Annotated in this window: 10 protein-coding genes; 8 read left to right on the top strand and 2 right to left on the bottom strand. The window is 76.4% G+C overall.

Annotated features, from left to right (window positions below; all coding sequences use genetic code 11):
* Positions 1-1,041 (bottom strand): SAM-dependent methyltransferase (locus GCU69_RS34255; protein WP_235978826.1); only part of this gene is annotated, 1,041 nt, incomplete at its 3' end.
* Between the two features lie 121 nt (positions 1,042-1,162).
* Here GCU69_RS34255 and GCU69_RS31395 point away from each other — a divergent pair.
* Together GCU69_RS31395 and GCU69_RS31390 are read left to right on the top strand one after the other, a co-directional pair.
* Positions 1,163-2,368, top strand: a complete 1,206-nt coding sequence (locus GCU69_RS31395) for a sensor histidine kinase (protein WP_156207898.1) — start codon at positions 1,163-1,165, stop codon at positions 2,366-2,368.
* A 385-nt stretch (positions 2,369-2,753) separates the two neighbouring features.
* Positions 2,754-3,428, top strand: a complete 675-nt coding sequence (locus GCU69_RS31390; protein WP_098752493.1) for a response regulator transcription factor — start codon at positions 2,754-2,756, stop codon at positions 3,426-3,428.
* A gap of 120 nt (positions 3,429-3,548) precedes the next feature.
* Here the strand turns inward: GCU69_RS31390 and GCU69_RS31385 are convergent, their stop codons facing one another.
* Positions 3,549-4,691: a threonine aldolase family protein gene (locus tag GCU69_RS31385; RefSeq protein WP_156207897.1), complete on the bottom strand. Its 1,143-nt coding sequence runs from the start codon at positions 4,689-4,691 to the stop codon at positions 3,549-3,551.
* A 207-nt stretch (positions 4,692-4,898) separates the two neighbouring features.
* Between GCU69_RS31385 and GCU69_RS31380 the strand changes: the two genes are divergently transcribed.
* The 6 genes from GCU69_RS31380 to GCU69_RS34660 all read left to right on the top strand — a co-directional run.
* On the top strand, positions 4,899-5,819 hold the full coding sequence (locus GCU69_RS31380) for a Rossmann-like and DUF2520 domain-containing protein (RefSeq protein WP_098752491.1): 921 nt from the start codon (positions 4,899-4,901) through the stop codon (positions 5,817-5,819).
* Positions 5,816-7,006 carry a pantoate--beta-alanine ligase gene (gene panC, locus GCU69_RS31375; RefSeq protein WP_156207896.1) on the top strand — a complete coding sequence of 397 codons (1,191 nt, stop codon included), beginning with the start codon at positions 5,816-5,818 and terminating at the stop codon, positions 7,004-7,006. Before GCU69_RS31380 ends, panC begins: the two co-directional genes overlap by 4 nt.
* Positions 7,003-8,835: an L-aspartate oxidase gene (locus GCU69_RS31370; RefSeq protein ID WP_098752489.1), complete on the top strand. Its 1,833-nt coding sequence runs from the start codon at positions 7,003-7,005 to the stop codon at positions 8,833-8,835. The genes panC and GCU69_RS31370 overlap by 4 nt, the downstream gene beginning before the upstream one ends.
* Positions 8,832-9,947: a carboxylating nicotinate-nucleotide diphosphorylase gene (nadC, locus tag GCU69_RS31365; RefSeq protein WP_098752488.1), complete on the top strand. Its 1,116-nt coding sequence runs from the start codon at positions 8,832-8,834 to the stop codon at positions 9,945-9,947. The genes GCU69_RS31370 and nadC overlap by 4 nt, the downstream gene beginning before the upstream one ends.
* Before the next feature lie 5 nt (positions 9,948-9,952).
* Entirely contained in the window at positions 9,953-10,750 is a 798-nt protein-coding gene (locus GCU69_RS31360; protein ID WP_098752487.1) for a type III pantothenate kinase, read from the top strand.
* A 1,200-nt stretch (positions 10,751-11,950) separates the two neighbouring features.
* Positions 11,951-12,744 (top strand): hypothetical protein (locus GCU69_RS34660; RefSeq protein WP_156207895.1); only part of this gene is annotated, 794 nt, incomplete at its 3' end.

Below are 12,744 nucleotides of genomic sequence, written 5' to 3'. Positions count from 1 at the left end.
GCAGGAACCGTCCGGCACCGGCGGGACCTCGCGCCCGTCGCGGAAGCCGGTCAGCGTGCCCAGCGGCGGTCGGCCGGCGAGCGTGTGGGCATAGTCGACGGCGACCGCAAGCCCGCTGTCGAGAACCCCCGCGGCCGCCGCCCAGGCCGCGTCCCGGGGCCACCCGATCTCGGCCCGCGCCCCGGCCGCGGCTGCGCCACCGAGACTGCCGATGCCACTGTCACCGCCGCTCCCACTGTCACCGACACCGACACCGCCACCGACACCGACACCGACACCGACACCGCCGATGCCACCCCCGCTGCGACTGTCACCGGCATCAGCACCACCGCTGCCATCGGCACCGGCACCGGCACCGGCAGCGTCGCCGCCGCCCCCGCCGTGAGCCCCCTCGGCACCGTGAGTCCTCCCCCCGCCGTGAGCCCTGCCGGCACCGGCGCCCGCACCATCACCCGCGCCGGAACTCACACCGGCACCGGCGCCGCCCCCCAGCGGCCACCACCGTTGGAGCCACTCCGCGTCCGCCCCGGTGACCGGGCCGCCCGGTGACTCCCGCCCGTCCGGGTGGACCAGGACGAGCCGGGGGACGCCGTCGGGGTCCGTCTCCGCGACGTCGAGCGGTACGTTGTCCAGCCATTCGTTCGCGAACAGCAGCCCCCGCAGCCCCTCCTCGGGACCGGGCAGCTCGTGACGCCAGTCGATCCGCGGGTCCAGCCCGTCCGGGCGCGCGGCGCGCTCGACCGCGTACGGCCGCAGCCGCGCGGCCCGCTCCGCCGGTACGCGGCCGAGCACCGCGGTCAGCAGTTCTCCCCGCCCGGCGCCGACGTCGACCAGGGCCAGCGGGTCCGGCCGGCCCAGTGCCACGTCCACCCGCGCCAGCAGCCCGGCCACCGCCCCGGCGAAGAGCGGCGAGGCGTGCACCGAGGTGCGGAAGTGGTCGGCGGGGCGTTGCCGCAGGTAGAAGCCGCGCGGCCCGTACAGGGCGCGCTCGGTGGCCGCGCGCCAGCCCCGCCGGCCCTCCCCGTCCCCTTGATCCGTCACGCCACCACCGTATGCGTGCTGTGGGAGCACGGCGTGTCCACCTTGCGGAGTACATGGCCGGTGCAGTAATCGCTCCCCGGGGTGACCCGGGCGGCCGGATGATATGCCTACTCTGGGTTACGTGCAGCGCCTCTACGCTTTCTTCCGCGGGCACCCCACGGGTGTCGACAGCTTCTGGGCTGCCGTGCTGTTGCTGATCACGGTGATGTCGATGACCGGCAACCCCGCGGTGTCCGGCAGCAAGGAAGCGCCGACGCTCCTGACCGCCGTCGGCCTGTGCACGGCGGTCGCCGTCCGCCGCAAGTGGCCGGAGCGGGCGCTGCTGCTGACCGCCGCGTGCGGAGTCGCGCAGGTCGTGTTCGGTGTCGGGGTCAACCCGGCGGACTTCGCCATGATGGTCACGGTCTACACGGCTGCCGCCACCGGCGCGGCCTGGTCCTCCCGGCTCGGCCTGATCGGCGGCCTGCTGGCGCCGGCGATCGCGAACATCCGCTTCGCCGCGGACTACCGCTATCCGAGCACCGCCCAGGGCGTCGTCAGCACCGTGTTCATGACGGTGCCCTTCGCCCTCGCCTGGGTGCTCGGCGACTCGCTCCGCACCCGGCGCGCCTACTACGCGCAGTTGGAGGAGCGGGCCGCCCGGCTGGAGAAGGAGCGTGAGGCGCAGGCGAAGATGGCGGTCGCCGCCGAGCGCGCCAGGATCGCGCGCGAGCTGCACGACGTCGTGGCGCACAACGTGTCGGTGATGGTCGTCCAGGCGGACGGCGCCGCGTACGTCCTGGACTCCTCGCCGGAACAGACCAAGCAGGCCCTGGAGACGATCTCCGGCACGGGCCGGAAGGCGCTCGCCGAGATGCGCCGGCTGCTCGGCGTGCTGCGCACGGGCGAGACGACCGAGAGCGGCGAGTACGTGCCGCAGCCCGACGTCGGCCAGTTGGACGACCTGGTGGAGCAGGTGCGGGGCGCCGGGCTGCCGGTGGACTACCAGGTGTCCGGCAGCCCGCGGCCGCTCGCCAGCGGTGTCGAGCTGACCGTCTACCGGATCGTGCAGGAGGCGCTGACCAACACCCGCAAGCACGGCGGCCCGAACGTCGGTGCCACGGTGCGTCTCGCCTACCAGGACGGCGAGCTGGAACTGCTCGTCGAGGACGACGGCCGCGGCGCGCAGCGGGAGTTGTACGAGGAGGGCGGCACGGACGGTCTGGGGCACGGGCTGATCGGCATGCGCGAACGCGTCGGTATGGTCGGGGGGAGCCTGGACGCCGGTCCGCGGCCGGGCGGCGGGTTCCGGATCAGCGCGGTGCTGCCGCTCGCGGCGGCGGACTGACGGCGGGCGCGCCGCGGGAGAGACGGTGTCCGTACCGGGCGGCGTTCTCGACCGGGACACCGCAGCACTGGGATCACTGGCATCACTGGCCTCGCCCGCACCACCCGCACCACCCGCACCACCGCCGACCGCACGACCGACCGTCTTCACCGGGCGCCCCGCTCGTACGACCGTCCCCGGCCCTGCTCCGACCGCACGACCGACGCTCCGACCGCACGACCGACCGTCTTCACCCGGCTCCACCCCGTACGACCCCGTACGACCCCGTACGGCACCCGTACGGCAACGGCCCACCTCTGTACGACCGACTGTACGACCGGCCCGCACGACCGGCCCGTCCCGAGAAGTTCCGTCCCGAAGAAGTTCCGCCCCGGAAAGGGAACAGATGTCCATCCGCGTGATGCTCGTCGACGACCAGGTGCTGCTGCGCACCGGGTTCCGCATGGTGCTGGCGGCCCAGCCCGACATGGAGGTCGTCGCCGAGGCCGGGGACGGCGCGGAGGCCGTCGAGATGCTCCGCGCGACGGCTGTCGACGTCGTCCTCATGGACGTACGGATGCCGAGGGTCGACGGCGTCGAGGCGACCCGGCGGATCTGCTCACCCGGTCGGGAGGACGGCCCGAAGGTGCTGATCCTCACGACCTTCGACCTCGACGAGTACGCGTTCTCCGCGCTGAAGGCGGGCGCCAGCGGGTTCATGCTCAAGGACGTGCCGCCGGCCGAACTGCTGGCCGCGATCCGCGCCGTGCACAGCGGCGACGCGGTCGTCGCCCCGAGCACCACGCGCCGTCTGCTGGACCGGTTCACGCCGATGCTGCCGAGCACGTCCGCCGAGCCCGCGCAGAGCAGGCTGGGGCGGCTCACCGAGCGGGAGCGGGAGGTGATGCTGCTCGTCGCGCAGGGCCTGTCGAACGGCGAGATCGCGCAGCGGCTCGTGCTGTCCGAGGCCACGGTCAAGACGCATGTCGGGCGGATACTCACCAAGCTGGACCTGCGCGACCGGGTGCAGGCCGTGGTGCTCGCGTACGAGTCGGGGCTGGTCCGCGCGGGCGGCCGGTAACGGCACTCGCGGCCCCCGGGCGCTCGCGGCTCCCCGGGTACCCGCAGCCGCCCCGGCACCCGCCCGTCGGCGGTCCCGGTCGCCGGCCCCTCGTTCGGCCCGTGCGCGTCCTCGCCGGGCTCAGTCCCGGACGCGCTCCAGGAAGTCCGTCACCCCCGCCGCCACGTCCGCCGCCGTCCACTCCAGGCCCGGGGCCGTCACCGTCACCTCGGTCATCGACACGCCCGGCGGCCCCGAACCGTCGTCCCAGGTCCGGAACAGCACCCGCCCCGTCTCCTCCGCCTGCCGCACCCCCGCCGCGTTCAGCGTGTCCGCCGGATACGGCAGCCACACCTGGAACTCGTGCGTGTGCGGCACCTGGGGCCACACCCGGAACCACGGCGTCCCGGCCGCCCCGAACGCCTCCGACAGCGCGGCCGCCACCGTCTTCGCGTGTGCGACGTACGACGGCAGCCGGGGCAGCTCCCGGTCCAGCCCGGCCAGCGCGCTCACCGCGACGGGCCACTGCTGGAACAGCAGCCCCCCGTACCGGTGCCGCCACGCCTTCGCCTCGGCCACGAAGCTCCCGGGGCCGGCCAGCGCCGCTCCGGACAGACCGCCGAGCGACTTGTAGAAGGAGACGTACACGCTGTCCGCCAGGCCCGCGATCTCCGGGAGCGACCGCCCGAGATGGGGGGCGCACTCCCAGAGGCGCGCGCCGTCCAGATGCACCACCGCGTCGGCTTCGCGGGCGGCCGCGACGGCCTCCGCCAGCTCGTCCCAGCCGGGCAGCACGAAACCCGCCTCGCGCAGCGGCAGCTCCAGCATCAGCGTTCCGTACGGCTCGTCCAGCGCGCGGATCTCCTCCGCCAGCGGCAGCCGGGGCTCGGTCGTCGGGTGCACCGTGCGCAGCCCGGCGAGCACCGGCAGCGCGCCCCGCTCCCAGCGCTCGGGGTGCGCCAGCGGATGCAGCGCCACCGTGGCGTTCCCGGTGCGCCCCGCCCAGCAGCGCAGCGCCACCTGCTGCGCCATCGTCCCGGTCGGGAAGAACGCCGCCGCCTCCGTGCCGATCAGCCCGGAGACCCGGTCCTCCAGCGTCTCGACGACCCCGTCGCCGTACAGATCGGTCCGGTTCCCGAGGCCGTACGCCGCCGCGTCCGCCGCCAGCCGTTCCAGCTGCCGGCCGACGGTCTCCGTCGCCGCCGGAGCCGACAGCTTCCTGTCCGCCCTGCCCCAGGCCGTCAGCCTGCGAGCCCGTTCCTCGTCCCGCTGCCCGTTCGCCATGGACCGATCATGGCCCACGGAACGGGTCCCGTGCCCCGGGAACCGGCAGGTCCGGCGGTCGCGGCGCCGCCCGTCCCGCCGCCCGTTCCGCCGCCGGACGGGCCGCGCGGCGTCCTCGCGTAGCATGAGCGGGACACGTCCGGTACCGCCCCTGGCCCCCGTCGTCCCGAAGGGGAGCCAGCGGACTGGAACGGAAGGCCTGACCCCGTGAACGCTTCACATCCGTCTCCCGGCAGCGACGCCCGGGAGCGCCCCGCCCGGCTCACCGTCGGCGTGGTCGGCGCCGGGCGCGTCGGCCCGGCGCTCGCCGCCTCGCTGCGGCTGGCCGGGCACCGGCCCGTCGCCGTCTCCGGTGTCTCGGACACCTCCCGGCGGCGCGCCGAGACGATGCTGCCCGAGGTGCCGCTGGTCCGGCCCGCCGAAGTGCTGGCCCGCGCCGAGCTGGTCCTCCTCACCGTCCCCGACGACGCGCTGCCCCGCCTCGTCGAGGGGCTGGCGGAGACCGGCGCCGTACGGCCCGGGCAGTTGCTCGTGCACACCTCCGGCCGCTACGGCACGGGGGTCCTCGCCCCCGCCCTGCGCGCCGGCGCGCTGCCGCTCGCGCTGCACCCGGCGATGACCTTCACCGGCAGTCCCGTGGACGTGCAGCGGCTGGCCGGCTGTTCCTTCGGCGTGACCGCGCCCGAGGAACTGCGGCTCGCCGCCGAGGCCCTGGTCATCGAGATGGGCGGTGAGCCGGAGTGGATCGAGGAGGAGGCCCGGCCGCTCTACCACGCGGCGCTCGCGCTCGGCGCGAACCACCTGGTCACCCTGGTCGCCCAGTCCCTCGAACTGCTGCGCACCGCCGGGGTCGGCGCGCCCGACCGGATGCTCGGCCCGCTCCTCGGCGCGGCCCTCGACAACGCGCTGCGCTCCGGTGACGCGGCCCTCACCGGCCCGGTCGCCCGGGGCGACGCGGGCACCGTCGAGGCGCATGTCGCGGAGCTGCGCAAGCACGCGCCGCAGGCCGTCGCGGGCTATCTCGCCATGGCCCGCGCGACCGCCGACCGGGCCCTCGCACACGGGCTGCTGAAGCCCGAACTGGCCGAGGACCTGCTCGGCGTACTCGCCGAAGGAGACCGCGGATGACCGGCACGCCCGCTCCCCGCACCGCCGCCCCCCGCACGGCGCGCGGCGCGCTCCGGCTCGTCCGCACCGCGGCCGAGCTGAACGCCCTGCCGCGGTACGGCGAACGGGCCGTCGTGATGACCATGGGCGCGCTGCACGAGGGGCACGCCGCCCTGATCCGCGCGGCCCGTGCCCACGCGGGCCCGGACGGCCAGGTGCTGGTCACGGTCTTCGTCAACCCGCTGCAGTTCGGCGCCGGCGAGGACCTCGACCGCTATCCGCGCACGCTCGACGCCGACCTGGCCGTCGCCGGGGCGGCGGGTGCCGACACCGTCTTCGCGCCGTCCGCCGACGAGGTCTACCCGGGCGGCGAGCCGCAGGTGCGCATCGCGGCCGGCCCGATGGGGGAGCGGCTGGAGGGCGCGTCCCGGCCCGGCCACTTCGACGGGATGCTCACCGTCGTCGCCAAGCTGCTGCACCTCACGGCGCCCGGCACGGCCTTCTACGGGGAGAAGGACGCCCAGCAGCTGGCGCTGATCACCCGGATGGCACGGGACCTGAACTTCCCGGTCCGGATCGTCGGGGTGCCCACGGTCCGGGAGGGCGACGGGCTGGCGCTGTCCAGCCGCAACGGCTATCTCTCCGAGGCGGAGCGGCGCGCGGCCCCGGCGCTGTTCCACGCCCTGCGCGCGGGCCGGGAGGCGGGCCTCCGCGCGGCGGGCTTCCGCGATGGCCTCGGTCCCGCCGGCCTCGGTCCCGCCGGCCGCCTCGGCCCCGCCGGTGCGGCGGCCGTTCCCGGCGCAGATCCGGCCACCTCCGGCGCCGGACCGGACGCCCCCGCCACTCCCGCCGGCCCGGATGCCCGCGCGGATTCCGCCACTCCCGCCGACCCGGACGTCCCCGCGGATTCCGCCACTCCCGCCGACCCGGACGTCCCCGCGGATACCGCCGCCCCCGCCGCCCCGGAGGCCCGCGCGGCCCTCGTCGCCGACCCGGACGCCGTACGCGCCGCCGCCCGGCGCGTGCTCGACGAGGCCGCCCGCGCCGAACCGCCCGTCCGGCTCGACTACCTCGCGCTCGTCGACCCGTCCGACTTCACCGAGGTCACCGCCGGGCACACCGGCGAGGCCGTACTCGCGGTCGCCGCCCGGCTCGGGGCCACACGCCTGATCGACAACATCCGCCTGAGCTTCGGAGCCGCCGTATGACCGCACCGGCGGGCAGCACCCCCGGCATACCGGAGCTGGCCCTGCGCGCTCCCGAGCCGGGCTGGGCGATCGACGCCGACGTCGTGGTGGTCGGCTCAGGCGTCGCCGGGCTGACCACCGCGCTGCGCTGCGCGGCGGCCGGCCGGCGCACCGTCGTCGTCACCAAGGCCCGGCTGGACGACGGCTCCACCCGGTGGGCGCAGGGCGGCATCGCAGCCGCCCTCGGCGAGGGCGACACCCCCGCGCAGCACCTGGAGGACACCCTGGTCGCGGGCGCGGGGCTGTGCGACGAGACGGCGGTGCGCACCCTGGTCACCGAGGGGCCCGGCGCCGTACGCCGGCTGATCGGCACCGGAGCGCTGTTCGACACCGACGACCGGACCGGAGAGATCCTGCTGACCCGCGAGGGCGGCCACCACCGGCGCCGTATCGCGCACGCCGGCGGTGACGCGACCGGCGCGGAGATCTCCCGCGCCCTGGTCGAGGCCGTCCGCGCCCGCGCCCCGCGCGAGGGGAGCGCGGCCCCGGCCGTAGCCGGCACCGGCACCGGCACCGTCGAGACCATCGAGAACGCCCTCGTCCTCGATCTGGTCCGGGACGGGAACGGCCGCGCCGCCGGAGTAACCCTGCACGTCATGGGCGAGGGCCGGCGCGACGGCGTGGGCGCCGTGCGCGCCCCCGCGGTCGTCCTCGCCACCGGCGGCATGGGCCAGGTCTTCTCCGCGACGACCAACCCGGCCGTCTCCACCGGGGACGGGGTCGCGCTCGCGCTGCGGGCCGGGGCGGAGGTCTCCGACCTGGAATTCGTGCAGTTCCACCCCACCGTGCTCTATCTGGGCCCGGACGCGGAGGGCCAGCAGCCGCTGGTCTCCGAGGCGGTACGGGGCGAGGGCGCGCACCTGGTCGACGCGGACGGCGTGCGTTTCATGCTGGGGCAGCACGAGCTGGCCGAGCTGGCACCCCGCGACATCGTCGCCAAGGGCATCATGCGCCGGATGCGCGAACAGGGCACCGAGCACATGTATCTCGACGCCCGCCACTTCGGCGCCGCGATGTGGGAGAGCCGCTTCCCGACCATCCTCGCCGCCTGCCGCGCGCACGGCATCGACCCGGTCACGGAGCCGATCCCGGTCGCGCCCGCAGCGCACTACGCGAGCGGCGGCGTACGGACCGACCTGCGCGGCCGGACCACGGTGCCCGGGCTGTACGCGTGCGGCGAGGTCGCCTGCACCGGGGTGCACGGCGCGAACCGCCTCGCCTCCAACTCCCTGCTGGAGGGGCTGGTCTTCGCCGAGCGCATCGCCGAGGACATCGACGCGAACCTCCCGCCCGCCACCGCCCCGGCCCCGGCCGGGACACCTCCCGCCTCCGTGGCCCCCGGCGGCGCGCTGCTCGCCCCCGAGGCGCGGTACGCGATCCAGCGCGTCATGACCGCCGGAGCGGGCGTGCTGCGCAGCGACGCGAGCCTCACCGGGGCCGCCCGGGCGCTGGAGGAACTGCACGACGGAGCCGCCGCGGAGCTGAGCCGGGAGGGCAAGACCGCCGAGCCGTGCGTCGAGACCTGGGAGGCCACCAACCTGCTGCTGGTCTCCCGCGTCCTCGTCGCGGTGGCCCGCAGCCGCGAGGAGACCCGCGGCTGCCACTGGCGCGAGGACCACCCGGACCGCGACGACTCCGGCTGGCGCCGCCACCTGGTCGTCCGGCTCGGACGGACCACCGGCCCGGGGGCGGAACTGGTGATCAACCCCACCGACACGGCAGACTTCCCGCCCGCACGGCCGCACGGCACCCCCCACCACCGCTCCACCCCCGAAGGGACACCCTCGTGAACACCCCTGACCGTCCACAGCCCGTGGACCTCCCGCTGCTCCGGATCGGGGGCGCTCCCGCCGGAGCGGATGCCGGTGGGTGCGGCGACGCCTGCGGCTGCGGTGACGGCGCCGAAGACTTCGACCTCGACCCCCTGGAGTGCGGGCTGGACCCGGCGCTGGCGGAACTCCTCGCGGCGGCCGGGCTCGACCCCGTACAGGTCGAGGACATCGCCCATCTCGCGATCGAGGAGGATCTCGACCAGGGCGTGGACGTGACGACCGTCGCGACGATCCCCGAAGAGGCCGTCGCCACCGGTGACTTCACCGCCCGGCAGGCCGGCACCGTCGCGGGGCTGCGCGTCGCCGAGGCCGTCCTGTCGGTGGTCTGCACCGACGAGTTCGAGGTCGAGCGGCACGCGGAGGACGGCGACCGGGTCGAGCCCGGCCAGAAGCTGCTGTCCGTCCGCACCCGCACCCGGGACCTGCTCACCGGCGAGCGCAGCGCGCTGAACCTGCTCGGCCGGCTGTCCGGCATCGCGACGGCCACCCGCGCCTGGGCGGACGCCCTGGAGGGCACCGGCGCGGCCGTCCGCGACACCCGCAAGACCACCCCGGGCCTGCGCGCCCTGGAGAAGTACGCGGTGCGCTGCGGCGGCGGCGTCAACCACCGCATGTCGCTCTCCGACGCCGCGCTGATCAAGGACAACCACGTGATCGCCGCGGGAGGCGTCGCGGCCGCCTTCAAGGCCGTGCGGAGCGAGTTCCCCGACGTGCCCGTCGAGGTCGAGGTGGACCGGCTGGACCAGATCGAGCCGGTGCTCGCCGAGGGCGCCGACCTGATCCTGCTCGACAACTTCACCCCGGAGCAGACCCGCGAGGCCGTGGCCCTGGTGGCCGGCCGCTCCCGGCTGGAGTCCTCCGGCCGGCTGACGCTCGCAGGCGCCCGCGCCTACGCCGAGGCGGGCGTCGACTACCTCGCCGTCGGCGCGCTCACCCACTCCTCGCCGGTCCTCGACATCGGCCTCGACCTGCGGGACGCGGGCGGTGACGACGAACCGGCCGCGGGCGCGGCCGGCGCCGGACCGGCCGCCGGGGACGACGGCCGGGCCCGCGACGGCCGGGGAGTGTGACACCGATGCTGCTCACCATCGACGTCGGCAACACCCACACCGTGCTCGGCCTGTTCGACGGCGAGGAGATCGTCGAGCACTGGCGGATCTCCACCGACGCCCGCCGCACCGCCGACGAACTCGCCGTGCTGCTCCAGGGCCTGATGGGCATGCACCCGCTGCTCGGCGACGAACTCGGCGACGGCATCGAGGGCATCGCCATCTGCTCCACCGTGCCGTCCGTGCTGCACGAGCTGCGCGAGGTCACCCGCCGCTACTACGGCGACGTGCCGGCCGTCCTCGTCGAACCGGGCGTCAAGACGGGCGTGCCGGTCCTCATGGACAACCCCAAGGAGGTCGGCGCCGACCGCATCATCAACGCGCTGGCGGCCGTCGAGCTGTACGGCGGCCCGTGCGTGGTGGTCGACTTCGGCACCGCCACCACCTTCGACGCGGTCTCGGTGCGCGGCGAGTACGTCGGCGGCGTGATCGCCCCCGGCATCGAGATCTCCGTGGAGGCCCTCGGCGTGAAGGGCGCCCAGCTCCGCAAGATCGAGCTGGCCCGCCCGCGCAGCGTCATCGGCAAGAACACCGTCGAGGCCATGCAGGCCGGCATCCTCTACGGCTTCACCGGCCAGGTCGACGGCGTGGTGAACCGGATCGCCGCCGAACTCGCCGACGACCCCGACGAGGTCACGGTCATCGCCACCGGCGGCCTGGCCCCGATGGTGCTGGGCGAGTCCTCGGTGATCGACGAGCACGAGCCGTGGCTGACGCTGATCGGCCTGCGGCTGGTCTACGAACGGAACGTCTCCCGGGCCTGACCCGCGGAGAACCGCCGCCCGCGCCCGGCCCGGGGCCCCGGCACCGGCGAGTGCGGCGGCCCCGAGCCTGCGGCCCCCGGCACGGGCTCGGGGACGGGGACGGACACGGGCCACTGCGGCGGCCCCGAACCCGCGGCCACCGGCACGGGCTCGGGCTCGGGTACCGGCCAGTGCAGTGCCCCCCGGCACGGGCTCGGGCACGAGCACGGACACGGGTCAGTGCGGCGGCCCCGAGCCCGCCGCCTCCGGCACCGGCACCGGTACGGGCTCGGGCACCGGCCAGTGCGGCACCCCCGGAACGGGCTCGGGCACGAGCACGGACACGGGTCAGTGCGGCGGCCCCGAGTCTGCGGCCCCCGGCACGGGCTCGGGGACGGGGACGGACACGAACCACTGCGGCGGCCCCGAACCCGCGGCCACCGGCACCGGCTCGGGCTCGGGCTCGGGTACCGGCGAGTGCGGCGCCCCCGGCACCGGCCAGTGCGGCGCCCCGAGCCCGCCGCCTCCGGCACCGGCACGGGCTCGGGCACCGGCCAGTGCGGCACCCCCGGAACGGGCTCGGGCACGAGCACGGACACGGGTCAGTGCGGCGGCCCCGAACCCGCGGCCCCCGGCACCGGCCCGGTGCCCCGTGCACCGGCTCGGCCCGGACTCCCGGCCCAGTCCCCCGTCCCGGTACCGGCTGGTCCGGCGCCGGGGCCCGGGGCCCGGGGGCCGGAGACCGGCGGTCCGGCCCCGGTCCGGCACTCGGTCCCGCCCCGGCGCCGGCCACCCGGTCCCGGTACGGCCTTCTCCGCACCGCACCGGAGGGCCGGGCATCGGCGAGATCGGCGCGGAGCCCGTGCCCCGCTGCCGGGGCCGGGGGGCGCCCGGAAACCGGCGGCCCCGTCCGGCTCCGGCACCGCGACCGGCTCCGGCTCCTTCACCCGGTCCCGCTCCGGCACCGCGACCGGCTCCGGCACCCGCACCTTCACCCGGTCCCGCACCGGCACCGCGGCCCGGTCCGGCACCACCCCCTTCCCGACCCGGCACTGCCACCCCTTCCCGCTCCGGCACCGCGGTCCCGCTCCGGCACCGCAGACACCCGGTCCGGCTCCGGGGCGCGGTGTGCCCGCGGTGTCCGGGCACGGCCCGCGCCGGGGCACGCCCGGGAGGTGGCGGCTCAAGGAGCTATGTCCGGTAAGAGACTAATATCCGCGTATGCCCATGCCCTATGGCACCCGCGGTGCCCTGGTCTTCGGCGCGGACGAGTTGCCCGTCCTGCGCCGGGCCCTCGCGCTCGCCCTGCACCCAGCCCCGCTGTCCGGCGACCGCGCCCCCTGGTCCCCCGGGCGTACGGCAGGGGAGGTGCGGGAACTGCTCCGGCTCACGGAGGCGGTCGACGAGGCCGCCCGGGAGAGCGGGAGGCTGCGCGCCTTCCTGCGCGCGGACGTCGCCCGCCACCGGGCCGCGCTGCCCGGCGCGGCATCCGGCTATGTCGAGCGGCTGCGGGAGGCCGTCGCCGAGGGGTACACCCCCGCCGCCGCAGACCTCGAAGCCCTCCGCTCCCTCTGCTCCGGTCCGGCCGCGGACGGGGCCGGGGCCGGGGCGTCGCGCGGACGGGCCCTGCTGCGCCGGTGCGAGGAACTCGCGGAACGGGCCGAACTCGCCGAGCGGGCCGAACGGGCGGGCGCGGCCGTGCCGGGCGGAGGGCCGTGCCGGGCGGAGGAGCGGCCGGCCGGCCCCGGCGGTCCCGTACCGGGCCCCGGACGCCCCGGACGCCCCGGACACGCCGACGACCAGCGCCCGGCGGCGTCCGCCCGTGCGGGCACCGGCACTGGAGCCGGGTCCGCACCCGCCCCCGCCCCCGCACCCGCCCCCGCGCCCGCCGCCGTCCCGTTCCGGCGAAGCGGGGGCACGGGGCGGCTGCTGGCCCTCCCGGGTGGCCGTTCGGCCGAGGGCGAGCCCGCTGAGCGGCCCCGGCCGCAGCCGAAGCGGAGCCCGCAGAAGCCCGG

Origin of the sequence: Streptomyces lycii (assembly GCF_009735685.1) — a bacterium.
In the GTDB taxonomy this organism is placed as follows: Bacteria; Actinomycetota; Actinomycetes; order Streptomycetales; family Streptomycetaceae; genus Streptomyces; species Streptomyces lycii.
Note: the sequence above shows the minus strand (reverse complement) of the source record. Positions and strands in the feature narration are given on the sequence as shown.

What these genes read in the sequence shown, in the direction of transcription:
- GCU69_RS31385 (WP_156207897.1), bottom strand. Translation starts at nt 4,691, where the DNA reads ATGGCGAACGGGCAGCGGGACGAGGAACGGGCTCGCAGGCTGACGGCC.
- GCU69_RS31370 (WP_098752489.1), top strand. Translation starts at nt 7,003, where the DNA reads ATGACCGCACCGGCGGGCAGCACCCCCGGCATACCGGAGCTGGCCCTG.
- panC (WP_156207896.1), top strand. Translation starts at nt 5,816, where the DNA reads ATGACCGGCACGCCCGCTCCCCGCACCGCCGCCCCCCGCACGGCGCGC.
- GCU69_RS31390 (WP_098752493.1), top strand. Translation starts at nt 2,754, where the DNA reads ATGTCCATCCGCGTGATGCTCGTCGACGACCAGGTGCTGCTGCGCACC.
- GCU69_RS31360 (WP_098752487.1), top strand. Translation starts at nt 9,953, where the DNA reads ATGCTGCTCACCATCGACGTCGGCAACACCCACACCGTGCTCGGCCTG.